Origin of the sequence: Arthrobacter sp. Bi83, assembly GCF_918698095.1 — a bacterium.
Classification (GTDB): domain Bacteria; phylum Actinomycetota; class Actinomycetes; order Actinomycetales; family Micrococcaceae; genus Arthrobacter.
The window spans coordinates 36,974-61,979 of sequence record NZ_CAKKLY010000023.1 but is presented as its reverse complement, the minus strand read 5'-3'; the positions used below and the strand labels follow the sequence as shown (position 1 = coordinate 61,979).

The 25,006-nt window shown below is 65.7% G+C and carries 25 protein-coding genes and 3 tRNA genes; 8 read left to right on the top strand and 20 right to left on the bottom strand.

The window, feature by feature from the left end:
* Positions 1–31 precede the first annotated feature (31 nt).
* The 6 genes from LQ144_RS12510 to rpsB all read right to left on the bottom strand — a co-directional run bounded on the left by LQ144_RS12510 (position 32) and on the right by rpsB (position 5,020).
* On the bottom strand, positions 32–619 hold the full coding sequence (locus LQ144_RS12510; RefSeq protein WP_230119027.1) for a DivIVA domain-containing protein: 588 nt from the start codon (positions 617–619) through the stop codon (positions 32–34).
* 81 nt (positions 620–700) lie between these two features.
* The gene (locus LQ144_RS12505) at positions 701–1,624 is read right to left on the bottom strand and encodes a phosphatidate cytidylyltransferase (protein WP_230119026.1); all 924 of its coding nucleotides are present in this window, start codon (positions 1,622–1,624) and stop codon (positions 701–703) included.
* A complete protein-coding gene (frr, locus tag LQ144_RS12500) occupies positions 1,624–2,181 on the bottom strand; it encodes a ribosome recycling factor (protein WP_230119025.1) in 558 nt (185 codons plus the stop codon). Before frr ends, LQ144_RS12505 begins: the two co-directional genes overlap by 1 nt.
* Before the next feature lie 98 nt (positions 2,182–2,279).
* Positions 2,280–3,017, bottom strand: coding sequence for a UMP kinase (gene pyrH, locus LQ144_RS12495; RefSeq protein ID WP_230119024.1), 738 nt, complete (start codon positions 3,015–3,017; stop codon positions 2,280–2,282).
* A gap of 126 nt (positions 3,018–3,143) precedes the next feature.
* Positions 3,144–3,980 carry a translation elongation factor Ts gene (tsf, locus tag LQ144_RS12490; RefSeq protein WP_230119023.1) on the bottom strand — a complete coding sequence of 279 codons (837 nt, stop codon included), beginning with the start codon at positions 3,978–3,980 and terminating at the stop codon, positions 3,144–3,146.
* Positions 3,981–4,108: 128 nt separating this feature from the next.
* On the bottom strand, positions 4,109–5,020 hold the full coding sequence (gene rpsB, locus LQ144_RS12485; protein WP_230119022.1) for a 30S ribosomal protein S2: 912 nt from the start codon (positions 5,018–5,020) through the stop codon (positions 4,109–4,111).
* 422 nt (positions 5,021–5,442) lie between these two features.
* Here rpsB and LQ144_RS12480 point away from each other — a divergent pair, with 422 nt between their 5' ends.
* Positions 5,443–5,991: a M23 family metallopeptidase gene (locus LQ144_RS12480; protein ID WP_230119021.1), complete on the top strand. Its 549-nt coding sequence runs from the start codon at positions 5,443–5,445 to the stop codon at positions 5,989–5,991.
* Positions 5,992–6,053: 62 nt separating this feature from the next.
* Here LQ144_RS12480 and LQ144_RS12475 read toward each other — a convergent pair whose 3' ends face one another.
* The 6 genes from LQ144_RS12475 to LQ144_RS12450 all read right to left on the bottom strand — a co-directional run bounded on the left by LQ144_RS12475 (position 6,054) and on the right by LQ144_RS12450 (position 11,446).
* Positions 6,054–7,244, bottom strand: a complete 1,191-nt coding sequence (locus LQ144_RS12475; RefSeq protein WP_230119020.1) for an acyl-CoA dehydrogenase family protein — start codon at positions 7,242–7,244, stop codon at positions 6,054–6,056.
* Between the two features lie 222 nt (positions 7,245–7,466).
* Positions 7,467–7,540 (bottom strand) — tRNA-Ile (locus LQ144_RS12470).
* 140 nt (positions 7,541–7,680) lie between these two features.
* Positions 7,681–8,877 carry a glycosyltransferase gene (locus LQ144_RS12465; RefSeq protein ID WP_230119019.1) on the bottom strand — a complete coding sequence of 399 codons (1,197 nt, stop codon included), beginning with the start codon at positions 8,875–8,877 and terminating at the stop codon, positions 7,681–7,683.
* Between the two features lie 97 nt (positions 8,878–8,974).
* A complete protein-coding gene (locus LQ144_RS12460) occupies positions 8,975–9,883 on the bottom strand; it encodes a DMT family transporter (RefSeq protein ID WP_230119018.1) in 909 nt (302 codons plus the stop codon).
* Positions 9,883–10,503 carry a CDP-alcohol phosphatidyltransferase family protein gene (locus LQ144_RS12455; RefSeq protein ID WP_230119017.1) on the bottom strand — a complete coding sequence of 207 codons (621 nt, stop codon included), beginning with the start codon at positions 10,501–10,503 and terminating at the stop codon, positions 9,883–9,885. Before LQ144_RS12455 ends, LQ144_RS12460 begins: the two co-directional genes overlap by 1 nt.
* Before the next feature lie 55 nt (positions 10,504–10,558).
* Positions 10,559–11,446, bottom strand: coding sequence for a phage holin family protein (locus LQ144_RS12450; RefSeq protein ID WP_230119016.1), 888 nt, complete (start codon positions 11,444–11,446; stop codon positions 10,559–10,561).
* Between the two features lie 182 nt (positions 11,447–11,628).
* Between LQ144_RS12450 and LQ144_RS12445 the strand changes: the two genes are divergently transcribed.
* The 3 genes from LQ144_RS12445 to LQ144_RS12435 all read left to right on the top strand — a co-directional run bounded on the left by LQ144_RS12445 (position 11,629) and on the right by LQ144_RS12435 (position 13,636).
* Entirely contained in the window at positions 11,629–12,849 is a 1,221-nt protein-coding gene (locus LQ144_RS12445; protein WP_230119015.1) for a multidrug effflux MFS transporter, read from the top strand.
* 122 nt (positions 12,850–12,971) lie between these two features.
* Positions 12,972–13,151, top strand: coding sequence for a hypothetical protein (locus LQ144_RS12440; protein ID WP_230119014.1), 180 nt, complete (start codon positions 12,972–12,974; stop codon positions 13,149–13,151).
* A gap of 77 nt (positions 13,152–13,228) precedes the next feature.
* Positions 13,229–13,636 (top strand): hypothetical protein, encoded by a 408-nt coding sequence (locus tag LQ144_RS12435; RefSeq protein ID WP_230119013.1) that lies wholly within the window; start codon positions 13,229–13,231, stop codon positions 13,634–13,636.
* Positions 13,637–13,706: 70 nt separating this feature from the next.
* Here LQ144_RS12435 and LQ144_RS12430 read toward each other — a convergent pair.
* The 6 genes from LQ144_RS12430 to LQ144_RS12405 form a co-directional block, all read right to left on the bottom strand.
* Positions 13,707–13,779 (bottom strand) — tRNA-Asn (locus LQ144_RS12430).
* Between the two features lie 124 nt (positions 13,780–13,903).
* Positions 13,904–13,976, bottom strand: a tRNA-Asn gene (locus LQ144_RS12425).
* A 75-nt stretch (positions 13,977–14,051) separates the two neighbouring features.
* The gene (gene dnaG / locus LQ144_RS12420; RefSeq protein ID WP_230119012.1) at positions 14,052–15,935 is read right to left on the bottom strand and encodes a DNA primase; all 1,884 of its coding nucleotides are present in this window, start codon (positions 15,933–15,935) and stop codon (positions 14,052–14,054) included.
* An 85-nt stretch (positions 15,936–16,020) separates the two neighbouring features.
* Complete coding sequence (locus LQ144_RS12415; RefSeq protein ID WP_230119045.1) at positions 16,021–17,310, bottom strand: deoxyguanosinetriphosphate triphosphohydrolase; 1,290 nt, start codon at positions 17,308–17,310, stop codon at positions 16,021–16,023.
* Between the two features lie 37 nt (positions 17,311–17,347).
* Positions 17,348–18,529 carry a tRNA dihydrouridine synthase DusB gene (gene dusB / locus LQ144_RS12410; protein WP_230119011.1) on the bottom strand — a complete coding sequence of 394 codons (1,182 nt, stop codon included), beginning with the start codon at positions 18,527–18,529 and terminating at the stop codon, positions 17,348–17,350.
* 40 nt (positions 18,530–18,569) lie between these two features.
* Complete coding sequence (locus tag LQ144_RS12405; RefSeq protein WP_230119010.1) at positions 18,570–20,006, bottom strand: YibE/F family protein; 1,437 nt, start codon at positions 20,004–20,006, stop codon at positions 18,570–18,572.
* 53 nt (positions 20,007–20,059) lie between these two features.
* Between LQ144_RS12405 and LQ144_RS12400 the strand changes: the two genes are divergently transcribed.
* The 4 genes from LQ144_RS12400 to LQ144_RS23115 are packed head-to-tail and all read left to right on the top strand — an operon-like array spanning position 20,060 to position 22,549.
* Positions 20,060–20,917, top strand: a complete 858-nt coding sequence (locus LQ144_RS12400) for an alpha/beta fold hydrolase (protein WP_230119009.1) — start codon at positions 20,060–20,062, stop codon at positions 20,915–20,917.
* Positions 20,914–21,732 carry a DUF1295 domain-containing protein gene (locus LQ144_RS12395; RefSeq protein ID WP_230119008.1) on the top strand — a complete coding sequence of 273 codons (819 nt, stop codon included), beginning with the start codon at positions 20,914–20,916 and terminating at the stop codon, positions 21,730–21,732. The genes LQ144_RS12400 and LQ144_RS12395 overlap by 4 nt, the downstream gene beginning before the upstream one ends.
* Positions 21,729–22,259, top strand: a complete 531-nt coding sequence (locus LQ144_RS23120) for a lysophospholipid acyltransferase family protein (RefSeq protein ID WP_354962149.1) — start codon at positions 21,729–21,731, stop codon at positions 22,257–22,259. The genes LQ144_RS12395 and LQ144_RS23120 overlap by 4 nt, the downstream gene beginning before the upstream one ends.
* Complete coding sequence (locus LQ144_RS23115; protein WP_354962148.1) at positions 22,229–22,549, top strand: hypothetical protein; 321 nt, start codon at positions 22,229–22,231, stop codon at positions 22,547–22,549. The genes LQ144_RS23120 and LQ144_RS23115 overlap by 31 nt, the downstream gene beginning before the upstream one ends.
* Here the strand turns inward: LQ144_RS23115 and LQ144_RS12385 are convergent.
* Positions 22,546–23,523 (bottom strand): GNAT family N-acetyltransferase, encoded by a 978-nt coding sequence (locus LQ144_RS12385; RefSeq protein WP_230119007.1) that lies wholly within the window; start codon positions 23,521–23,523, stop codon positions 22,546–22,548. The two genes, LQ144_RS23115 and LQ144_RS12385, sit on opposite strands and share 4 nt — an antisense overlap.
* Before the next feature lie 2 nt (positions 23,524–23,525).
* Positions 23,526–24,911 carry a glycine--tRNA ligase gene (locus LQ144_RS12380; RefSeq protein WP_230119006.1) on the bottom strand — a complete coding sequence of 462 codons (1,386 nt, stop codon included), beginning with the start codon at positions 24,909–24,911 and terminating at the stop codon, positions 23,526–23,528.
* Positions 24,912–25,006 lie beyond the last annotated feature (95 nt).

Below are 25,006 nucleotides of genomic sequence, written 5' to 3'. Positions count from 1 at the left end.
ACGGCGGTCGGAGTGCTGCGTCATGTTGGGGTCAGTCGATGGCAGCCATGAGTTCGACCACCCGGTCCAGGAAGGCGTCCACCTGGGTTTCCTCGTAGCCGGCCTGGCCCACGGCCGGGCGGAACACGGCGCGGCGGACGTTATCGACGCTGAGCGGCTTGTCCTCTTCGAGGTAGCCGATCAGGTCCATGCACAGCCGGTCCACGTCCTTGGTGCTGTAGCTGCGCGCCTTCTTCTTGGCCGGGCGGCGGAACCGCTCGCCGTCGGGCCGGTGGAGCCGGCCCCTCAGAGTTCCGGAAAGCTGCCCGATCTGCCGCAGCCAGGCCTCTTCTCCCTGCTCGGCTATGAGTTCGTCGCGTTCACGCCGGGCGAAGGCATCCTCCAGCCGGTCCAGCGCCGCGTCCACGTTGGTGGCCGCGTATCCGCCCTTGACGGGGTCGAAGGACACGGCCCGGACGTCGGCGCTTCGGATGGGGTGGACGGCCGTCTCGGGTGTCTCGAGTGAAACGCGGGCCCGCTGCAGGAACTGGTCCACCTGCTTGGCGTTATAACCGTATACGGTGCGGGCCACGCGTTCGAAAGACGCGGGAATCTGCCGTTTGCTGTCCACTCTTACCATGTTTCCTTCAATGCTTTTCAGCTAAGTCGTAACCGCACCATTTTAGGGCGTTGCGGTGTGCCGCCCCGTGCCGGGTAGCTGTCAGGCCCCGGAGACGAGGACGAACAGCAGGAAGGCCACCGGGGACGCGAAGACGATGGAATCCAGCCGGTCCATGACCCCGCCGTGGCCGGGAAGGATGCTGCTCATGTCCTTAATGCCGAGTTCGCGCTTGACCATGGATTCCGCAAGATCGCCGGCGGTAGAGGATGCCACCATTCCCACGGCGAGAATCACTCCCACCCACCACGGTTTCCCGAGTACGAAGACACAGGCCAGGATGCCAATCACCATCGCCCCCGCAATGGATCCGGCAAAGCCTTCCCACGATTTCTTGGGACTGATCTTGGGAGCCATCGGGTGCTTGCCCAGTGAAGCGCCCACCAAGTAGCCGAAGGTGTCGTTGGAGACCACCAGCAGAAGCAGAATGACCACCTGCCAGGCACCCTCAGGCACCGCTCCGCCGGGCCACAGTCCTATGGGGGTCACGCCCACCGCAACGTGGAGCGGCAGTGCGGCGAAACTGATCAGGAAGGGAACCCACGCCAAGGTAAAGACACCGGCGAAAATGCTGCGTGATGAGCCGACGGCGCTTTCGACCGAGCGCCACAGGAGAACAGCCACGCTGCTGGCCAGCAAGGCGAACAACAGGCTTTCCAGCCCACCGAAGTAGGCCGAAAACGGCATGGCCACGGTGCCTACCATCACCGGGACAATGGGCAGCCGCGTGCCGTTGGCCTCCAGTGCGCGGAAGATTTCCCACACTCCAAAGACGGCGAACGTGGTGGTCACTGCGACGAAACCCAGCGGCAGGAACAGCAGCCCGCCCAGCACTGCGAAGAGCATGGCCAGTCCGACGGCGGTTGCCGCCGGCAGGTTGCGCCCGGCTCCGGGAGTCGGATTAGGCCTCGGCTGCCGGGTCCGCGATCGCGCCCGCGCTCCGGGGGCCTGCTGTGCTTGGCCCATCAGACTTCGAGCAGCTCTGCTTCCTTGCGCTTCAGCAGCTCATCGATACCGTCGACATGCTGCTTGGTGATGGCGTCGAGCTCCTTTTCCCCTCGGCTGCCCTCGTCCTCGCCGGCCTCGCCGTCCTTGACCAGGCGGTCCAGGGTTTCCTTGGCCTTGCGGCGGATGTTGCGGATGGAGACCTTGGCGTCTTCGCCCTTGGACTTGACGATCTTCACGTATTCTTTGCGGCGTTCCTGAGTGAGGTCAGGAATGGTGATGCGGATAACGTTGCCGTCGTTGGACGGGTTGGCTCCGACTTCAGAGTCACTAAGGGCACGTTCAATGTCGCGCAGGGCGGTCTTGTCGTACGGGGTGATCAGGATGGTGCGCGCATCGGGAACCGCGAAGGACGCCAGCTGCTGAAGGGGCGTGGGGGTTCCGTAGTACTCCACCATCACCTTGTTGTAGAGGCCCGGGGTTGCCCGGCCCGTCCGGATCGAGGCGAAGTCTTCCTTGGCTACCTCGACTGCCTTGTCCATCTTGTCCCCGGCTTCGAGCAAGGTTTCTTCGATCACGGTCTCTCCTCAGAAATCGGTTCCCGGCGGACCGGGGCATTTCACAATCCTGGTTCCGCCCGATGGACGGAACCTTCCTAGAAATATCCTAGCTGTAACTAGGGGGTGACCAGCGTTCCCAGCTCTTCACCGCGGATGGCACGCGTGACGTTGCCTTCGCCTTCCATGCCAAACACCACCATGGAGAGGTTGTTGTCCTTGCACATGGTCATGGCCGTCTGGTCCATGACCCGGATGTCGCGGCGAAGCGCGTCGTCGTAGCTGAGCTTTTCCAGCTTCTCGGCGGTCGGATCCTTCTTGGGGTCGGCGGTGTAGACGCCGTCCACACCGCTCTTCGCCATGAGCACCACGTCCGCGTGGACCTCGAGGGCGCGTTGTGCGGCCACCGTGTCCGTGGAAAAGTACGGCAGGCCGGCACCGGCACCGAAGATGACCACCCTGCCCTTCTCCATGTGGCGGATGGCGCGGCGTGGAATGTACGCCTCGGCGACCTGTCCCATGGTGATGGCGCTCTGGACACGGGTCCCGACGCCGGCCTGCTCAAGGAAGTCCTGGAGTGCCAGGCAGTTCATGACTGTTCCCAGCATGCCCATGTAGTCGGCACGTGAGCGGTCCATTCCGCTTTGGGACAGTTCGGCTCCGCGGAAGAAGTTGCCGCCGCCCACCACAATGGCAACCTCGACGTCGGGAACGGCTGCGGCGATCTGTTTGGCGACTCCGCGGACGGTGTCCGGGTCGACGCCGAGCTTGCCGCCTCCGAAGACCTCACCGGACAGCTTCAGGAGGACCCGGCGCCTGCTCTTCTCTGACTGGACTGAAGTATTGACGGCTTCCATGGTGCCTTCCCGTTGGTGAGTTCTGAGCTAGGTTATCGTGCTGTGCGGCCAAAGCTCATATCCCGCTGTGGCCGGTGCATGCAAAAGGGGCGGCCACCGAAGTGACCACCCCCCTTGCGTGTCTGACTAGGAACCGACGCGGAAACGCGTGAAGGCTGTTCCCTTGACGCCGGCCTCTTCGAGGATCTGCGCAACAGACTTCTTGGCATCCTTGGCGAAGGCCTGGTCGACCAGGACTTCACCCTTGTAGAAGCCCGTCACGCGGCCTTCCACAATCTTGGTCATGGCGGCTTCGGGCTTGCCCTCGGCCTTGGCAGTCTCCTCGGCGATGCGGCGCTCGGACGCGACCAGGTCAGCCGGAACATCCTCGCGGGAGAGGTAGTTCGGGGCCATGGCTGCGATGTGGACCGCGACGTCGTGGGCTGCGGTGGCAGCAGCTTCACCTTCACCATCAACGGCGAACAGAACGCCGACCTGGGCCGGAAGGTCCTTGGAGGTCTTGTGCAGGTAAGCGTCGACCGTGGCACCCTCGATGCGGGAGATGCGGCGGACTACTACCTTCTCGCCGAGGATGGCGCCCTCTTCGACAACAACCTCGGACAGCGGCTTGCCGTCCACGTCGGTGGCGAGCAGGGTCTCGAGGTCGGCTGCGCCGGACTCGACGGCGATGGCCAGGACCCTGTCGGCGAGCTGGATGAACTTGTCAGCCTTGGCCACGAAGTCGGTCTCGCAGTTGACTTCAATCATCACGCCGACCTTGCCGTCGACCTTGGCAGCAACCAGGCCTTCAGCGGTGGAACGACCTTCACGCTTGGTAGCGCCCTTCAGGCCCTTGATGCGGATGATCTCGATAGCCTTCTCGGCGTCGCCGTTGGCTTCGTCGAGAGCCTTCTTGACATCCATCATGCCGGCGCCGGTGCGCTCGCGCAGAGCCTTGATATCAGCGGCAGTGTAGTTCGCCATGTGAACCCCTCTGTCTAGAAAATTTATGTGGTGTACGGACCGACAGGACGGCAGCTCACCTGGTGAGCCGCCATCCTGTCAGTTACCCCGGCGCTGGGAACAGCGCCGGGAAATCCCGGTGGAGTTGTTTACTTCTCGGCGTCGGTGGCCTCGGCAGCAGCCGGGGCTTCCTCTGCAGCGGGGGCAGCTTCAGCAGCCGGCGCCTCAGCAGCCGGGGCTTCCTCTGCAACCGGTGCCTCAGCAGCAGGTGCCTCAGCAGCGGCGGCTTCGGCCTTGCTGCCCTCGAGGAGTTCGCGCTCCCACTCGGCCAGCGGCTCTTCCGGGGTCTCGGCAGTGCCGGTTGCACGCTGGTTGCGGGCGATCAGGCCCTCTGCAACAGCGTCAGCAACAACGCGGGTCAGGAGGTTCACGGAGCGGATGGCGTCGTCGTTGCCCGGGATCGGGAAGTCGACTTCGTCGGGATCGCAGTTGGTGTCCAGGATGGCCACAACCGGGATGTTGAGCTTCTTGGCTTCGTCAACAGCCAGGTGTTCCTTCTTGGTGTCCACGATCCAGAGCACTGAAGGTGCCTTGGTGAGGTTGCGGATACCACCGAGGTTGGACTCAAGCTTCGTGAGTTCGCGACGGAGGAGCAGCAGTTCCTTCTTGGTGTAAGCGGAACCGGCGACGTCGTCGAAGTCGATCTCTTCGAGTTCCTTCATGCGCTGGATACGCTTGGCAACCGTCTGGAAGTTGGTCAGCATGCCGCCGAGCCAACGCTGGTTGACGTACGGCTGGCCAACGCGGGTGGCCTGCTCGGCAATTGCTTCCTGGGCCTGCTTCTTGGTGCCGACGAAGAGCACGGTGCCGCCGTGTGCAACGGTGGCCTTGACGAACTCGTACGCGCGGTCGATGTAGGACAGCGACTGCTGGAGGTCAATGATGTAGATGCCGTTGCGCTCCGTGAAGATGAATCGCTTCATCTTCGGGTTCCAACGACGTGTCTGGTGTCCAAAGTGGACGCCGCTGTCAAGCAGCTGGCGCATGGTTACGACGGGCATGCCGACGCTCCTTCCGGCAGGTCATTCATGAGAGAGCCCGTAGGCCGCTCTTACCCTGCCAATAGTTGACGGTTAATTAGCTTCGCCCAAGGCAGGCGTTGCTCCTGGCATCCATTGCGCTTCTCATCAGGACCGTTGCCGGACCTGACCGCAAGAGGCACAATCCTCCGCCGGGAACCTGTGGCTTCCGGTGCTGGAGGGCTGGATACGCGTAGTCAGCTGCTGCTCCCCCGCACTCCTGAATGGGGCGTGCTGACGCTACCCAAGAGAATTGGAATACGTTGAGGGCACAGCAAACTGCTCCGTCAAGTGTACTACAGCGGTCCGCCGCCGATGCACCAACTTCCACGACTCCGCGGGCGTTTTCCACATACGGCGCGACGCCTGTTTTCACCATCCGGCATAGGCGCAAAGCTGGACAGATGAAAGCCTCCGTCCTCCTGACAGCTCTCCTGATCGCCGCTGCGGCCGCGGCGCCCTCGGCTGTTCCAGGAAACGGTCCGCCGGGCACCGGGCTCAGTCCGGCGGTTGTGCCGCCCGCTGCGCCGTCGTGGATCTGGCCGCTCACTCCCCGGCCCGCAGTGCTGCGGGCCTTCGATCCGCCGGACAAGCCGTGGCTTAGCGGGCACCGCGGCGTGGACCTCAGGTCGGCGTCCGACGGCGCCCCCGTCACCTCCCCGGAGAACGGCACCGTCAGCTTCGTGGGAGTTGTGGTGGACCGGCCCGTCATCACCGTTGACCACGGCAACGGCCTGCGCAGCAGCTTCGAACCCGTGCGCAGCACACTTTCGAAGGGCGACGCCGTGGGCAAGGGAGACCCCCTGGGCACGCTGCTCCCCGGGCACTGCGGGGCGACGCCATGCGTTCACTGGGGTGTGCGCCGGGGAGACGACTATGTGAATCCACTGCAATTCGTCCTGGATCTGAGGCCATCGATCCTTCTGCCACTGGAGCGGGATCCTCCCGGCTGACCGCACGCGTCAGGAGGGGGCAGCCGGCTGGTACCGGCGCTGACTAGACGATGGCCGGACCACTAGACGATGGCCGAAACGCCGGTGATGGCGCGCCCCGTGACCAGGGTGTTCACTTCGTGCGTCCCTTCGTAGGAGTAGACGGCCTCGGCGTCGGCGAAGATCTTGGCCATCTCGAAGTCGGTGACGATGCCGTTTCCGCCCAGCAGGCTGCGGCCCATGGCCACGCTTTCCCGCATGCGGGCGGTCGTAAAGGCCTTTGCAAGCGCTGATTGTTCGTCCTTGGCCTGCCCGGCGTCTTCCAGCTGTGACAGGCGGACCATCATGCCCATGGAGCTGACGGCATTCCCCAGGATCTGCACAAGCTGGCTTTGCACCAGCTGGAAGGAGGCCAGCGGGCGTCCGAACTGATGGCGTTCCACAGCGTAGCGGCGGGCGACGTCGAAGGCGGCCAGCTGCTGGCCCACAGCCTGCCAGGCCACGGCGAGGCGTGTGACCTTGAGGACCTTGTTGGTGTCGCGGAAACTGTCGGCGTTGGCCAGCTTGAAGAACTCCGGGACTGCCACGTTCTCGAGTGTGATGTCCGCGTTCTGGACCGTCCGGAGGGAGATCTTGTTCTCGATCTTGGTGGCGCTGAACCCGGGGAGGGTGGTGTCCACCAGAAAGCCCTTCACCTGGTTGTCGGTCACATCCCGGGCATAGATGACCACCCAGTCCGAGAATGTGGCATTGCCGATCCAGCGCTTGGCGCCATTGAGGATCCAGTGGTCGCCGTCGCGCCGTGCCGTGGTGCGGGTTCCGCCCGCAACGTCGGAGCCGCCCAGCGGTTCCGTCAGGCCGAAGGCGCCGATCTTCTTGAGGGAGTAAATGTCCGGCAGCCAGGCATCCTGCTGTTCCCGGGAGGCCAGCGCTTCTATGGATCCGGTGAAAAGGCCGTCGTGGACGCCCATGAACGTGGCGATGGACGTATCCGCCCGGGTGACTTCCGCGTGCACAATGCCGGCAAAAAGATTGGAGTAGCCCTGGCGCCGCACTGGGCTGACGAGGTCGATCTCGGCCAGCTTGGGAATCAGTTCCATGGGGAACTCGCCACGGTTCCAGCAGTCCACCGCAATGGGCTTCACCTCGCGGGCCAGGAAAGCGCGGATCTCGGCCAGCCGGTCCTGCTCCTTGCTGTTGAGCAACTGCTCGAAGGCGAAAAAGTCTCCGTCGGCATAGGGAAGGTTGTTGATGTCAATTGCGGCTTCGGACATGGTGTTCCTTCGCGGTGATCAGCAGTGACCTGAGAGACTCCGGGCATTGCACCTAAGATATGTTACTGACCAGTAACTTACCGCAGTTGCCGCGGGAAACAAAGCCCACGGAAACGACATCCTTCCCGGGGAACGAGGCAGGCCCGGAGACCGGGCCCCCCGGAAAGCAGAAAGAGCCGTGACCGACGTTGAAACGTCGGTCACGGCTCTGTGCAGAACGGGTAGGGCTACTCGGACTTGAACCGAGGACCTTAGGATTATGAGTCCCGCGCTCTAACCAGCTGAGCTATAGCCCCCCGCCCCCGATTCCGGGGCCCCTGACCGGGGCCCGTCATCTGAGGGGCAGAAACACTCTAGCAAACTGGCGAACGGCTTTAGACCACGCGCCCCTCGACGGCCTGCTTCCAGAGAAGACCTTCTTCCAGGCGACGTCCTTCTAGACCACTTTGTCGTCGTAGCTCGCGCCGCGGTACAGATCCTCAAAGGTCTGCAGGGTCCCCTGGATGCTGTGGGGCTCCACCATGCAGCGGCTGGCGTGCCCCATGGCCTTCCGCTCCTCGGCCGGCAGGCGCAGGATCCGCGTCAGCTTCTCTGACAGGTCCGCACTGTCATTCGGAGTGAACAGGTAGCCGTTCTCGCCGTCCCGTACCAGGTGCGGTAGCGCCATGGCGTCGGCCAGCAGCACGGGAGTAGAGGCGGACATCGCCTCAAGGGTAACGAGGGACTGCAACTCGGCGGTTCCCGGCATGCAGAAGATGTCCGCCCGGATGTAGGCCTCGCGGAGCTCTTCGTCGCTGGCAAGGCCCAGGAACTTCACCCGGCCCTGCAGTCCAAGCCGGTGGACGAGGGACTCCAGGGCAGGGCGGACCTCGCCGCCGCCAACGATCTCCAGGTGCACATTCAAGTCCGCGGGAGCGGCCGCCACGGCCTTGATCAGCACATCGACGTGCTTCTCCTCCGCCAGGCGGCCGGCAAACAGCACTGTCGGATGGGCGTGCGGCTTGATGACCTCGTCCGGCTTCAGTTCGTAAGCGGCCGAGTCGATGCCGTTGGACAGCGGCAGGACCTTGCGGAGGAAGGCGTGCTGGTGCATCGCCTTCGCCGCCAGCGGTGTGGGCGTCGTGACGACGTCAGCCTGGCCCATCACCTTGCCCATGTCCCGCCAGGAAATCTTCCCGATGATGTCCTTGAACCACTGCGGGAACGGCAGGAACGGATTGAGGTTTTCCGGCATGAAGTGGTTCGTGGCAACTATCCGGATGCCACGCTTCACCGCCTCGTAGAGCACGTGCTCACCAATCATGTAGTGGCTTTGGATGTGCACCACGTCCGGCTGGACCTTGTCGAACAGGAGGCTGATCTCCTTCTTGATCTCCCAGGGAAGGCAGATCCGGAAATACTCATGCGTGAAGACGCCGTGCGAGCGAAGGCGGTGAACGGTTGCTTCCGTGCGGAACTCCGTGAAGCTCCTGCCCTTGTCTGGCCGGCAAGCAAGGACATGGACGTTGTGTCCGCGGCCGGTCAGGCCCTTCGCCAGCCGGTAGCCGAACTGGGCGGCTCCGTTGACGTGGGGCGGATAGGTGTCGGCCGCAATGAGGATGGTCAGGGGAGGCTGGGCATCGGGCATGGTCACGTGGAGAGCTCCTGGTGGTCACGGCGTGTTCAGCTGCGGCTGTCCACGCCGGGTGGCCGCTGGCACGTTTTGCGCCTGGCCCGCTGTGAAAAGTCGGCTAGTGGGACGCCCTGCCAGCGGCCTTCCGAGCGTCTTTCTTCCGCTTGGTGACCTCGGGATGGTGCCGGGAGAGGGCGATTACTCCCACGATAGCAAGGGTTGCCGCCGTACCCATGGCAATCGCCATCACGGCGTGGACATCGGGCCGCAGCTCACCCAGGATGGCGATGCCGATCGCGATGCCCACAATGGGGTCGATGACGGTCAGGCCGGCGATCACGAGATCAGGCGGCCCGGTGGAGTAGGCACTCTGGACAAACCAGGATCCGAGCCCGCCTGCTGCGGCAATGGCGAGCACGGTATACCACTGCACGTTCAGCAGGCCCAGGCCGTTGGGGTCGAGCAAGTGCTTGCCGATAATCCTGGTCAGCACCGCCACGAATCCGAACAGCACGCCGGCGCCAAGAATGTAGACAAAGGCACTCATGCGGTGCTTGAACATGGCCGCGAGGGTGCCGAAAATACCCACGGCAAGGGCGAGCAGCAGCACAATGGTGAGTTCGTCGTCGGAACTCACATGGTGGTTTTCCTGCGTGACGTTCACGGCAAGCAGGACAAACAGCGCGGAGCCGGTGACGCATGCGGTGATGGCCACTACGGTGGCCCGGTTGATACTCAGCCCTTGGTCCTTGGAATTGACCACTGTGGTGACCACCAACGCGATGGCACCGATCGGCTGCACCACAGTCAACGGGGCTGTGACCAGTGCGGTCGCATTCATCACCATGCCGGTGCACAGGAGCAGCAAGCCGAAGACCCACCGCCGGTTGCGCAGGAGGCGAAGGAACCCGTTGGAGCTGAGGGCCAGGCCGCCGGTATCGGCCTTGACCGCGCTGCCCTGGCGCTGGGCGCCAAAGGCAAGGAAAAACGCGCCCATCACCGCAAGGAAAACGGCAAGCCACACCATCAGCTGTCCCCGCCATCGGCAGTAAGCATCGTGCCCTTCCGGCGGATGGCCCAGAAATAGTTGTAGGCCGCAATCCAGTGGCCGATCAGCCCCAGGCCGAGCACGATCCAGGCGGCCACAAAGAAGGCAGCGGCAGAAGGAATGTCCAGCTTCGACAGCACCAGCAGCGGAGTGCCCAGCAGCAGCAGGCCGGTGCGGGCCTTGCCGATCCGGCTGACCGGCAGATCCGGATGGCTGTGGAAATAGAAGAGCGACATGGTCAGCAACACGGCGTCGGGGATCACGAGCGCAGCCAGGTACCACCACTGCACCACACCGGCGATCACCAGCGTCACCGCCACGGAGAGCAGCGCCAGCCTGTCAGCGATAGGGTCCATGACCCTGCCCAGCTTGGAGGCCTGGTTGAACCGGCGGGCAACGTAACCGTCCACCCAGTCGGTGCTGCCCATGATGGCGAGCACCAGCACGGCGAACCCGTATTCCTTCTGTGCCAGCACGAGCCAGATGAAAAGCGGCACGCCCATGAAGCGCAGCACCGTGATGAGATTGGGGACAGTGAAGACCAGATCGTGATCGACGTGCGGCTGGCCGGGCCGGGAACCAGCGCCGATAAACCTCATCCGGTCCCCCTCTCCATGGCCGGCGGTGTCTTCCTGTCAGAGTTCAGGGCAACACTCAGCTCTTGAACAGTTTGCGCAGCAGGGCAAGCAGAACGGCGGTGGACGCGGCGAAGGCGAGCAGCGGCTTCCACCGTGCCTCCAGCTGTTCCGGCAAGGAACCTGCGGCCGTGCCTCCGGAGGAAGACGCTGAAGCGGACAAGGCCGCAAACTTTTCGCCTACGCGCTCCTTGCCGTCCTTGAGCTTGTCCTTGCCCTGGTCCAGGCGGTGCCTGGCTGTGCCGAGCAGGGCCTGGGCCTGGGTCTTGACGTCGATTTCCTCGCTGAGTTCGTCGCGGACCCCCGTCAGGTGTTCGCGGCGCTGCGCCAGGCGGCGGTGAAGTTCGGGCTCAGTAACGGCCGGCACGTCAACGGCCTCTGCGGCAGCCTTCGCTTCTTTGTCCGCCTTGGCTTTGGCTTTGGCCGCAGCCTTGGCTTCCTTGGCTGCCTTGGCCTGGGGCGAGTTGGGATCCAGCAAGGCAGCGTCGAAGTCCGAGCCCTCCTTGGCGATCCCAAGGTCATGCTTCAGGCCGCGGATGGTTTCCTCGGGGACCAGCGGCATGGCCTTCTTGAACTTCCGGAGGCCGATAAGCCCGCCAATCAGCGCGATGAGGAGGAATACCGCGCACACCAGAAGCGCCGCGAGCCAGGCCGGCATCACGGTGGCGAGCCCCATGATGGCTGCGACGATCAGCCCGGTCACCAGGAACGCCAGGAAGACGGCGGCCACACCAAAGAAGGCTCCGGCAACGCCGAGCTGTTTGCCCTTGCGCTTGACCTCGAACTTGGCCAGGGCAATCTCGTCGTTGAGCTGGCGCGGCGCCAGTTTAAAGATGAGTTTCAACGTTTTTGGCAGCGCAGTTATACGCAATCCCTGGTTGGCCCGCCCGCTGTGACGCCCGCTCATAGGTTCCGCCTAACTGGTTCCCTAGTCGATTCTTCTTCGGCTGTTGCGGGGCCCGCGTGTGGCTCAGCGCGCCCCCGCTGACAAAACTATCATTCAGGGTCAGCCGCAACTTCTGGAATTTCTTCCCGGCGAGCCCTCCAACGCTGTAAAAGTATGATCTTTGCGCCCTAGGATTGATCTCTGTGACCACCACCAACCCGGGCGACGCCCTGAGCCGCCGCCAGAAATTCCGGTACATCCTTCTTCTTGGTGCCCTCACCGCCCTGGGACCCTTCACGGTGGACCTCTATCTGCCCGCCTTCCCCGCGCTGGAGGCAAGCCTGAACGTTTCGGAGGCCGCCGTCCAGCTGACCCTGACAGGCACCACCGTCGGCTTCGCGCTGGGGCAACTGGTGGTGGGCCCGTTCAGCGACAAGTTCGGCCGGCGGCTGCCGCTCATCCTGGCCACCGCCGTGCACATTGCCGCCTCCGTGGGGGCTTCGCTGTCCACAGACATCGGAACCCTCGGCCTGTTCCGCGTCCTGATGGGCATCGGTGCCGCCGGCGGAGGCGTGGTGGCCATGGCCATGGTGCGCGACCTGTTCAGCGGCTACGCCATGGTGCGGATGTTCTCCCGCATGGCCCTGGTCAACGGCCTGGCACCCATCCTTGCTCCCGTGATCGGATCCCAGCTGCTGCTGGCCATGCCGTGGCCGGGCATCTTCGTTTTCCTGGCCTGCTACGGCTCTTTGGTGATCATCGCCGCGACGTTGCTGGTCCGCGAGACGCTGCCGCGTGAGAAACGCGGCCAGTCCGGGATGACGGCCCGCGAGCGGTACCGCAAGCTCTTCTCCGACCGGATCTTCGTCGGCCTCCTTTTGGTCGGCGGCATGAACTTCGGCGGCCTGTTTACATACCTGTCCGCGTCGCCATTCCTCTTCCAGGACATCTACGGTTTCACGCCGCAGCAATATGGCCTGCTGTTCGGCATCAATTCACTGGGTATCGTGGCCGGGGTCCAGACCAGTTCGAGGCTCATCCGGCGGGTCCCGCCCCAATGGATTCTGGCCGGCTCCACCGCCTGGATGTTCCTGATGGCCCTGCTGATCGTCGTCTTCGACCAGCTGGGATTCGGGCTCTGGGGCGTGATGGTCCCGCTCTGGTTCTACATCCTCGGGACAGGCTTCACCTTCCCGAGCGTCCAGGTCCTCGCCCTGGCCAGCCACGGCGCGCAGGCGGGCACGGCTGCGTCCCTGCTGGGTGCCTCCACCTTCCTCATGGCCGGCATCATCTCACCGGTGGTGGGTTGGCTGGGCGGCAGTTCGGCCACGCCCATGGGTGCAGTCCAGGCCTGCTGCATCTTCCTCGCAGCCGCAGCCCTGTGGATCGTGGTCCGCCCCAGGACCGTGCCGTCGATCCACTGATTCGCGGAACCAGCAAGCCAAGGTCCAGCCATGCGAAGGTCCAGCAAGGCGAGGTCCAGCAAGCCAAGGTCCAGCAATACACGGAGCCACCGACGCACACTGTCCGCGGGTACGCTGGCCGCATGACTCGAAAACCGCACCGCAACCGCCGCGGGCTGTTCCTCGGAGCGATCCTTGGCGGCGTCGCAGGCTACTTTGCCGGCAGGGCCGTTGGCAACGCTGCGATGGGCATCATCCTCGGTGCCGTGGCGGGCTCCGCGCTGCTGTACCGGGTCAATCCGGGGCCCTGGAACCGGCCCTGAGGACAGGCACCCCCCGGCGCCCCGGAGGCTCCGCACGGGTCTGTTCCGCGCGGCCCGCTGCGAGATAAAGTTGATACGTGCCCCACTGGCAGGATCATCACCCACTCCCGGCCACGTGGCAGCGGTGCGACGCCGGCATACTGCCGTTGTGGTGGGACCGGCTGTGCACCCAGACCAGTGCGCAGTCGGCAGCTCTCTATGCGGCGGGACTTTTCACCGAGGACCGCCGCCGCCCCATTGCCCAATGGTTCAATCCGGCCTTCAACGCGGCATTGCTCGTGGCCCCGGAGACCTCCCCGGAGTGGCCTGTGCAGCGCTTCGGCATCTTCTATGCCCCGCCCGACGGCGGCTTCACCCGCGTGCACTCCTCGCCGCACGAGTGGCATCCGCGGCAGCCCCGCACCCCGCCCACCGAGAGTGAGGCCTTCGCAGCCGCCGTGGCCGAGGCCGAACGGTTCCTCCAGGTCGAGATGGATTTCGTCTGAAAGCAGGCCCACACCAGAACATGAAAAAAGTCCCGCAGCCGGCGGTGAGCCGGCTGCGGGACTTTGTGCGCTCCTCCTGCTGGACTTGAACCAGCAACCCTTCGATTAACAGTCGAATGCTCTGCCAATTGAGCTAAGGAGGAATGAAGCAGGTATGACATTAGCAAAGGTTCCGGCGCTATGGGAAATCGGCCCGGCCGAGCGGAGAAATACCCCGCCCGGGTATAAAAAAGTCCCCGTTCCGGAGGCCGGAACGGGGACAGTGCGCTCCTCCTGCTGGACTTGAACCAGCAACCCTTCGATTAACAGTCGAATGCTCTGCCAATTGAGCTAAGGAGGAATGAAGCGGGTACTAGCCTAGCAAACACCCCGCCGGGAAACGAAATCGAGCTCCCCCGTGCCGGCCGGTGGCGCCTCAGGCGTCCGAGCGAAGGGCCCTGCGCTCCATCTCCAGCTGCATCAGCTCCCGGTTCAGCCGCTGGAATTCCTCAGGATCGGCCGACGCGTCGAGGCGCTGCAGCTGCCCCATCTTCTCTGCCTTGACCCTGGTGATCTGGAGTTCGAACAGCCGGGCCAGGATGTCGCGGCAGTACTTCAGGACGCCCTCGGCGTTGCTGGCGGGCAGCGGGACGACGGCAAGCTCCGAGACCAGCGGCCGCAGCGGTTCCGGGACCTCGTGCATCACCTGCTCCACCCAGCGCACGGGGTCACCGGTCAGCCCGGGCCCTGAGGCGCGCATGGCGTCGTGGACGGCCTGGTAGGCCGGGGTCCGGAACCCGGCGGCGCTGAACCGGTCCCAGGTCCCGCCCTCCAGCATGCCGGGCTCCTGCAGGGCCACTTCCAGCGCCTGCCGCTCCATGGACGCCACGGGGTCCCGGGGGTCGGGACGGTTGAAGGACGGCACCACGCCCGACGGCGGCAGCGCACCGACGCCGGGCCCCGCACCATGGGAGGGGGCCCCGCCCTGGGCGGCGCGCTTCGCGGCGGCGGCCACCGCTCCGCTGACCTCCTCGACGGACATGCCGAGCCAGCCGGCCAGCTCGCGGGCGTAGCCGGGGCGTATGCCGGCATCGCGGATCTGCGCCACGACGGGCGCGGATTCACGCAGGGCAGCAATACGGCCCTCCACCGTGTCCAGGTTGTGCCGCTTCAGGGAGGCCCTGATGGCAAATTCAAACAGCGGACGCCGGGTCCCGATGAGGTCGCGGACAGCCGCGTCGCCTTTGGCCTGGCGCAGCTCGCAGGGGTCGGCTCCCGTGGGTTCGACGGCCACGTAGGTCTGTGCGACGAACCTCTGGTCCTCTTCAAACGCCCGGAGGGCGGCCTTCTGGCCGGCCGCGTCGCCGTCGAAGGTGAAGATGACCTCTCCCCCGGTGCCATCGTCGGACAGCAGCCGCCGGGCGATCTTGATGTGGTCGGCGCCGAACGCCGTCCCGCAGGTGGCCACCGCCGTCGGGATCCCCGCCAGGTGGCAGGCCATGACGTCGGTGTACCCCTCCACCACCACCAGCTGGCGGTCCTTGGCGATGTTCCGTTTGGCGAGGTCGATGCCATAGAGCACCTGGGATTTCTTGTACAGCGTGGTCTCGGGCGTGTTCAGGTATTTGGGGCCCTGGTCGTCCTCGTAGAGTTTGCGGGCACCGAAGCCGATGGTGTCGCCGGCAATGTCACGGATGGGCCAGATCAGGCGCCCGCGGAACCGGTCGTAGATCCCCCGGTTGCCTTCGGAGAACATGCCCGTCAGCCTCAGTTCAGCATCTGTGTAGCCGCGGCCGCGGAGGTGCTTGAGCAGCGCGTCCCAGCCCTGCGGGGCGTAGCCGACGCCAAACTGTTCCGCCGCGGCGCGGTCAAAACCCCTGCCGTGGAGGAAGTTGCGGCCTTCGGTGGCGCCGGGTGTCAGCAGTTGGGCGCGGAAGAATTCGTCGGCCAGTTTGTGGGCGTCCAGGAGCCTCTGCCGCTTGCCCACGTCCTCCCGGCTGGGGCCGGTGCCGCCGTCTTCGTAGCGGAGTTCGAAACCGATCCGGGCGGCAAGTTTTTCGACGGCCTCCTGGAAAGAGGAGTGGTCAAGTTTCTGGACGAAGGAAATGGCGTCGCCGTCTTCGCCGCAGCCAAAGCAGTGGTAGCGGCCCACCTGGGGCCGGACGGTGAACGACGGGGACCGCTCGTCGTGGAACGGGCACAGGCCCTTGAAACTGCCCAGCCCGGCGCCCTTGAGGGTCACATACCCGTCAATGACTTCCTTGATGTCGGTACGCTGGCGGACTTCGTCGATATCTTCACGTTTGATCAGTCCAGCCACAAAGACATCCTAGACCCGGGGCATGACAACTTTGGATACGCCGTCGACGGCGGGACGCACGGCGTGGAGCTGACTCTTGCCGCCGTCACCACAGCGAGGGCAGGCTGCCCACGAGCCGTTCGTACATGGCCAGCGCAGAACCGTCAGTCAGTGAGGCCACCTGGTCGATGACCACCCGGAGCCGGGCGCCGTCGTCGGCCGCGTCCCGCCAGTCGGCCGCGAACATCGGCTCGAGGTGCCGGTCACCCGAGGCGTTCAAAGAGGTCACCAGGGCATGGAGGACTTCACGCTGCCGCTCGTAAATGGGCTGGCGGTGGTCGGTGGTCATCACGAACGTGGTGGCGAGGCCCTTCATCACCGCGATTTCCATGACTGTTTCGTCCGGCACCATGAGCTCGGCGTTGTAGCGGGTCAGGTGTTCCGGCCCGTAAACGGCGCGGGTGGTCTCCAGCGCGCTCTGGCAGAACCGTCCGATGAGCTGGCTGGTCATATCCTTCAGGGCCGCCATGGACTTGCGGCTGCCGTCGGCCTCGCGCACCCAGACGTCCGTGGCCTCGAGCCTGGCGAGGGCGGCGTCGATCGCCGCGGGATCGTTGTGCGGCAGGTACCACTGCTTGGCGTAGCCCACCACGCGGGCCCGGTGGTCCGGGTTGTCCATCCAGCGCAGCTGGAAGTGGCCCGCCACGATGGCGTCCTCGACGTCGTGCACCGAGTAGGAAATATCGTCCGCAAGGTCCATGACCTGGGCTTCCAGGCAGGACCGCCGCCCGGGCGCACCTTGCCGGATCCAGTTGAAGATGGGCAGGTCGTCCTCGTAGGCGCCGAACTTGCTGGTCCGCTGCCCATGGATCACGGGCGCGTCCAGGGCAGACCACGGGTACTTTGCCGCAGCGTCCAGGCTTGCCCGGGTAAGGTTCAAGCCTGCCGGCCTGCCCTGCAGGTCCAGGACCTTGGGCTCCAGCCTGGTCAGCAGCCGGAGGGTCTGGGCGTTGCCTTCGAAGCCGCCGATCGCGTGGGCCATCTCGTTGAGTGCTGACTCGCCGTTGTGGCCGAACGGCGGGTGTCCGAGGTCATGGCTGAGGCACGCGGTGTCCACCACGTCGGGATCGCAGCCCAGGGCACGTCCCAGTTCACGGCCCACCTGCGCCACCTCGAGACTGTGGGTCAGGCGCGTGCGGACAAAGTCATCCGTGTCCGGCGCCACCACCTGGGTCTTTGCACCGAGCCGGCGCAGCGCCGAGGAGTGCAGCACCCGGGCACGGTCCCGCTCGAAGTCCGAACGGTAGGTGCTCTTGGGCGGTTCCTCCACCCAGCGGGCGGAATCGAAGGCTTCGTAGCCGGGCAGGAACTGGGGCGGCCGGCGGGCCTGGGTCATCGGGCTCCCGGCAATCTGGCTTTCGGCCACCTGGCTTTCACCCACCGGACACATCCAGTTCCGCGGCGGCAATGTCGCGGGTCTGGTCCGCGTCCATCTGCCGGCTCAGCAGCCAGTCCTTGGGCAGGGCCGGCTGTTTGGGCGAGCCGGCGCGGCCGCGCGGGCCCTCGGCGTCGATGCCCGGGTACGGGGAATCCATGTCCAGCTCATCCAGAGTGGCGCGGAGCACTTCGAGGGTGGTCACCATGGCCAGCCGGGTGCGCAGTTCGCTGCCCACCACATAGCCCTTGAAATACCAGGCCATGTGCTTGCGGATTTCGCGCAGGGCCTTGTATTCGTCGTTGCCGAAGGTTTCGACCATGAGCTCGGCATGGCGGTAGACGCCTTCCGCCACCTGCCGCAGGCCGGGGCGGTGGCGCTGGTCGCTGCCTTCGAAGGCCGCCTGCAGGTCCCCGAAGAGCCAGGGGCGGCCCTGGCAGCCGCGGCCGACCACCACGCCGTCCACGCCTGTTTCGCGGACCATGCGCACCGCGTCCTCGGCGGACCAGATGTCGCCGTTGCCCAGGACGGGGATGTCCGGGAGGGCCTCGCGCAGGCGGGCGATGGCGGACCAGTCGGCCTGGCCGGAATAGAACTGCGCGGCAGTGCGGCCGTGGAGGGCGACGGCGGCCACTCCGGAATCGCGGGCGATGCGGCCGGCGTCGAGGTACGTCAGGTGGTCCTCGTCAATGCCCTTGCGCATCTTGATGGTCAGCGGGATGCCGCCCTTGGACGCTTCCCTGACCGCCGTCTGCACGATGGAGGTGAAGAGATCGATCTTCCACGGCAGGGCCGAGCCGCCGCCGCGCCGGGTGACCTTGGGGACCGGGCAGCCGAAGTTGAGGTCGATGTGGTCCGCACGGTCCTCGTCAACCAGCATGCGCACGGCCTGGCCCACGGTGACGGGGTCCACGCCGTAGAGCTGGACGGAGCGGACCTTCTCGTCGTCGTCGTGGGAAATGATGCGCAGCGATTCCGGCGTGCGCTCCACGAGGGCGCGGGAGGTGACCATCTCCGCCACGTACAGTCCGCCGCCGTATTCACGGCAGAGCCTGCGGAAGGCAGAGTTGGTGATGCCGGCCATCGGGGCCAGGATCACGGGGGTGTCCACCGTGATCGGCCCGAGCTCCAGGGGCGGGAGTTCCAGCTTGGGGGCGGGAGGCGTTGCTACTACAGTCACCCGTCCATTGTCTCAAAGACGGGCAAATCGGGCACAAGTGCTATTCTCCGGCCCTCAGCTGCTGGGCTTCGCGGCGGCCGCGCCGTGTCTCCGCGAGGGGTGCGGCGCCGGAGGCAACCGCCGTCGGACGTTCGCTGCCGGCCACGGCTGCTGCGGCCGCGAGCGCACCGGTGTCGTCGACGTCGTCGGGCGTTATTGAGCCCTGGCCGCCGGTCCGGATGCCGGTGGCTTTGACCACGAGCACGGCGATCAGGGTGGTGACCGGAATCGCCAGGACGAGGCCGATCGATCCCACGAGCGTGCGGATGACTTCCTCGGACAGTTCGGCGCTGGTAAGCGCCTCCCCCAGCGGCCGGTCGTAGAGCATCACGATGATGAGCGTGGGCAGGGCTGCGCCGGCATAGGCGAAGGCAATCGTGTACACGGTGGAGGCGATGTGGTCCCGGCCGATCCGCATGGCTGAGGTGAACAGCTTGCGGGCGCTGGTGGCGGGGGCGAGTTCGTACAGCTCCCAGACCGCGGATGACTGCGTGATGGTGACGTCGTTGAGGACGCCCAGCCCGGAAATGATGAGTCCACACAAGATGATGCCTGAAATGGAGATGTTGCCCGAGATGTTCGCCAGGGTGGCGGCGTCGTGGCTTCCCACGCCCGCGAGGTTCGCGGCGTCTGTTGCCCAGGCTGCCAGTAGTGCCGTGATGCCCAGGCCGAACATGGTGCCCAGCAGCGCGGTCGAGGTCCGCGCCGAGAAACCGTGCGCGAAGTACAGCACCCCGATCATGATCACCGTGGAGCCCACCACGGCCAGCAGCAGCGGCGGCTTTCCCTCCACAAGACCGGGAAGCATGAAGCTCACCAGCACAAAGTAGGCTCCGACGAGGCCAATCAGGGCACGCAACCCGCGCCAGCGTGCCACGGTCACGACCACCACGGCGTACAGAACGGCCAGCAGAATGATGGGCATGGTCCGGACGAAGTCCACGAAGATGTAGGCCGGGGACCCCTGGGCGGCCGGTGCGTCGCCGGCCGCGGCGCCCTGAGCGTTGCTGAGGTTCAGGTAGCGGATGTTGTCCCCCGCGTCCACGCCGTGCGATTTGGCGACGTCCGGGTTGATCACCACTTTGACGGGGCTGCCGCCCTTGTCCGGCTCGGTGAAGGCGAAGGTGCACTGGGATCCGCCCCCGGCCTGGCCGCCCTGCTGCGGGTTTTGGCTTGTCCCGCCCGTGCAGTCTTCAATGACGACGCGCTGGATCCGGCCGGTATCAAAGGTGACGCCGGGTGCCGCCGTGTACGGGCTCGCCAGCGTCAGGCCTTCCTTGCTGCCGGACGGCCAGAGCGCCGCCATGGCCGCCAGTGTCAGCAGGGTCAGGGGAATCAGCACGGCGGCCAGAATCCGGTTTGCCTTCCTGCGGGCGGCAATCGCCTGGACCGTCGGCTCCGAATGACCCGTATGACCGTGGGAGTGACCGGAACCCATCAGCAGTTAGACCTCATGCTTGAACTCTACGGCGGTCGCCATAGGGTTGATAAATGGACGCCAGAAAGTCGGAGGATGCCGGAGTGAGCCACCGCAGCACTGCCAATCCCGAGGGGGCGCCGTCGCAAGACGCCACGCCACCGCAAACTGAGTCGCCGCAAGCTCAGCCGCCGGCTGACGCACGACGGGAGGCACCGCCGTCGGAAGCTGTGCTGACCGTCCTGAATCCGGCCGGCGTCACCCGCGGGGTGGCGCTGGTCCTCCACGGCGGCCGTTCGCATTCGTTCGAACCTGTCCAGGCCCGGCACCTGAGCCCCGCGAGGATGGTGCCGTTCGCGCGGCACCTGCACCGGGCGGGCAGCAAACATGGCCTTGCGGTGTGGATACTGCGGAACAGCGTGCGCGGCTGGAATGGCGAGGACATGTCGCCGTTGAAGGATGCCCGCTGGGCCATGGCCAAGATCCGCGACCAGCACCCGGGCGTGCCGGTCTACCTGCTGGGGCACTCCATGGGTGGCCTGACCGCCATTTGCGCGGCCGACGAGGAACAGGTGGATGCCGTGGTGGCACTCGCCCCCTGGCTCAACGACGCAACTCCTGCGACTCCGGTGGCCGGGCGGAAGGTGCTCATCGTCCACGGCGATCGGGACCGCTGGACGAGCCCGACGGCGTCCCTGCGGTTTGCGCGGCGGGCGGCACCGGACGCCGAGGTTCTCCGGTACGTCTCGCTCAGGCGCGCCGGGCACTTCATGTTCCGGCGCGTGCGCCTCTGGCACACCCTGGCCACCGGCTTCCTGATGACGGCCTTCATCGAGAAAACCGGCACCCACGCCGGCCGCCTGCCGGCCCCTGCAGCGGCGCTGGAGCGGCTGCTCCCGCCGTCCGCCCAAGCTATTCCGGAAGTGCTGTGACCCCGTTCCCGCTTGACAGCTTCCTGGCCAGCCTGCCGTGGACTGCGCTCGCCGTCGTGCTGGTACTGGCCGTGACGTTCGCCGTGGCCACTGCCCAGCGCAGGCACTCCGTCATGGATGTGGCGTGGGGTCCGGGCTTCGTGGCCGTGGCGGCGGTCTCCTTCGTGCTGTCGGCCGGAGTGGGTGACAGCGGACGTCGCCTGCTGCTGCTCGCCCTGACCGCGGTCTGGGGGCTCCGGCTCGGCGTGCATATCGGCTTGCGGGCCCGCGGCGGTCATGAAGATCCCCGCTATGCTGCGATGCTCGACGACGCGGCAGGCTCCCGGAATGCCTATGCCCTCCGCCGCGTCTACCTCCCGCAGGGCCTGGTGATGTTCTTCGTCTCATTGACCGTCCAGGCGGGCATGTTCGCTGCCGGTGCCCTGGGGTGGCTGTCCCTGGCCGGCGCCCTGCTCTGGGTCACCGGGTTCGGCTTCGAGACCGTGGGCGACTGGCAGCTGGCGCAGTTCAAGAAGGATCCGTCCCGCAGGGGGACCGTCCTGGACACCGGGCTGTGGCGGTATACCAGGCATCCGAACTACTTCGGCGACGCCGCCGTCTGGGCGGGCCTCTTCCTGGTCGCGGCGGATTCCTGGCCCGGGGTCCTCACGGTCCTCTCCCCTGCGCTCATGATCTGGATGCTGGCCGGCAAGACCGGGAAGCCGCTCACGGAGAAATCCATGTCCGGGCGCCCCGGTTACCGCGAGTATGTGAAGTCGACAAGCGGCTTCATCCCGTGGCCCCCTCGCCAGACGCGCAACAGGACACAGCCGTGACGTGGACACCCAAACCGAACGACCGCTTCTACCGGCTGTTCGTCCGCACGGGCCTCTTCCTGCGGTGGCTGTTCCGGGTCCGGGTCATGGTCACGGGCGGGGAGAACCTGCCCGCCCCTGATCCACGGAACGGGGCATCACGCCTGGTACAGCCCGGCCGCGGGGCAGTCATTGCCGTCACGCACTTTGGCTACGTGGACTTTGCCGCGGCCGAACTGGTGGTCTGGAAGCACGCCCGCGCTCAGCTCCGCTTCCTCATCCACCAGGGCGCGGCGGACCACTGGCTCGCCGGTCCGGCCATCATCGCCACCGGGCACGTGGTGGTGGGCTACGGCGCCGGTTCGGCTGCCTACGATGCCGCCGTGGCCCGACTCCGTGCCGGGGAATACCTCGCCGTGTTTCCGGAGGCCGGAGTCAGCCGCAGCTTCAAGGTGCGCGAGTGCAAGACCGGTGCTGTGCGGATGGCAGCCGAGGCCGGCGTACCGGTGATCCCCCCGTGTCCATCTGGGGCGCGCACCGGCTGCTGACGCGCGGCCACGGATTCTCGGCACGACGAGCCTGGCGGGCACCGGTCCGTATCCACATTGGCCTGCCGGTGAACCTTGCGGCGGACATCGATGCCGAGGCCGAAACCGCGAAGCTCCGGGAAACGCTGCAGAACGGGATCGACACGTGCATCGACAGCTTCCCGGTCGTCCCGAGACCGGGCGACTGGTGGATGCCCGCCGACCTCGGCGGCGGCGCCCCCTCCGAGACTGAACGCCAAATGATGGACGCCCAGGACCTGGCCAGGGGCCGCCGCCGTGGTCCGGACTAGTCGGAGACGACGAACGTCTCGGAACCCTGGCGGCGGGCCCTGCCGGCTTCCATCAGGGGTTCGACGACGGCGCGGAGCGCTGTCATCGAATCGTCCAGTTCCATGAGGACCGGGTGCTGGTACGCAATGAGCGCCAGCAGGTCACGGACCGCGGCCTGCGCCTGATCTGCGTCCATCTCCGGTTCGTGGCCGAGGAACACGTCGGAGGGATGGTCCGACTCTCCCTGTTCGGGGCTGAGCTGGGCGTAACTGACGGCGAAGGCCTGCAACCTGCCTTTCTTCGACGGCGGCACACCCTGGCCGAAGGCGCTGGCCTTCGGTGCGCGCAGTACGATCGCCCCGTGGGCGCCGCTGAGCTCATCGAGGAACAGCCGCTGGACCGTGGGGATGCTCAGCTGGCCTGGGCTGTCCCAGTCATGGACGGACGTGTAGTACCGGCCCACAACGTCGGACAGTTCCACCGAGCCCGTAGCCAGGTCCTCCACCCGGTCCGCTGCGGCTTCCTCCGAGCCGTCCCCGAAGACCGGAAGCTTCAGGGCCGCCGGCTCCACCACCACGAGCTGCGAACGCTGGATCGGAGCGAGCCCCGCCGCCTCGGCGAACGCTGCACCGGGTGTCCCCGGCTCCACCTTGCACCTCAGCCGGGTAACCCCCGACGGCGATGCTTCGGTTTCGCGGCGCAGCATCATGAGCAGCGTGGAACCAATGCCGGAGCGGCGGTGGTCCCGGGCCACCTCAATGTACGCCCACAGGCGTTCCGGATGCAGTGTCGCCTCGTGGACCACCCCGGCCGCAACCGGGATGCCGACGCCGTCAACGACGTCCTCGGCCACGATGCAGCGCCGCCAGGGTGCGTTGCTCGACGGCGCCAGCGTCCCCCGGAACTGTCCGGCCTGGACAGTTTCCGGGTCGCCCCAGATTTGCAGGAGCACGAGGTCGTCGCCCTCGCGCCATTCGCGGTATTGGATTGCCACGGTTAAGCGCCGATCAGCCGTGCGGCCAGGTAGCCCTCCACCTTGTCCAGGGAGACGCGCTCCTGGCTCATGGTGTCGCGCTCACGGATGGTGACAGCCTGGTCATCCAGCGTGTCGAAGTCCACGGTGATGCAGAACGGGGTTCCGATCTCGTCCTGGCGGCGGTAGCGGCGGCCGATCGCACCGGCATCGTCGAAGTCGATGTTCCAGTTCTTGCGGAGCTGGGTACCGAGGTCCTTGGCTTTCGGGGACAGGTCCTCGTTGCGGCTCAGCGGAAGGACGGCGGCCTTGACCGGCGCCAGCCGCGGGTCAAGCTTCAGCACGGTGCGCACATCCACTCCGCCCTTGGCGTTGGGGGCCTCATCCTCCGTGTAGGCGTCCACCAGGAAGGCCATAAAGGAACGGGTCAGGCCGGCGGCCGGCTCGATGACGTACGGGGTGTAGCGCTCGTTCGTGGCCTGGTTGAAGTAGCTCAGGTCGGTGCCCGAGGCCTTGGCATGGGTGGACAGGTCGAAGTCCGTGCGGTTGGCGATGCCCTCGAGCTCGCCCCACTCGGAGCCCTGGAAGCCGAAGCGGTATTCGATGTCCGTGGTGCCCTTGGAGTAGTGGCTGAGCTTGTCCTGCGGGTGCACGAAGAAGCGGAGGTTCTCTTCACGGATGCCCAGGCCGGTGTACCAGGCCATGCGTTCCTTCATCCAGTACTCGTGCCATTCCTCGTCGGTGCCGGGCTCGACGAAGAATTCCATTTCCATCTGTTCGAACTCGCGGGTGCGGAAGATGAAGTTTCCTGGCGTGATCTCGTTGCGGAAGGACTTGCCGATCTGGCCGATGCCGAACGGCGGCTTCTTCCGGGACGTGGTGAGCACGTTGTTGAAGTTCACGAAGATGCCTTGGGCGGTCTCCGGGCGCAGGTAATGCAGGCCCTCCTCGCTGGCAACTGGGCCCAGGAAGGTCTTCAGGAGGCCGGAAAATTCCTGCGGTTCGGTCCATTCGCCGCGGGTGCCGCAGTTGGCACAGGCGATGTCCTTGAGGCCGTTTTCGGCTGGGCGGCCCTTCTTTTCCTCGTATTCTTCCTCGAGGTGGTCCGCGCGGTAGCGCTTGTGGCACGAAAGGCATTCCACCAGCGGGTCGGAAAAGACATCGACGTGGCCGGAAGCTTCCCATACCTGGCGGGGCAGGATCACCGAGGAGTCAAGGCCGACAACGTCTTCGCGGCCGCGTACCACGGACTGCCACCACTGGCGTTTGATGTTCTCCTTCAGCTCTGCACCGAGGGGGCCGTAGTCCCAGGCGGAACGGGAGCCTCCGTAGATCTCGCCGGCCTGGAAAACGAAGCCTCTCCGCTTGGAAAGGGAAATGACCTGGTCGAGGACGGATTTTGCTGCCATGGGAACTCCAATTTCTACAGGGCCGCTGGGTGCGGTCCGCGGTGTCTTGCCCCGGAACTCCGGCTGGTTGCCGGGCGGGGGTATGCGAAGGGGAA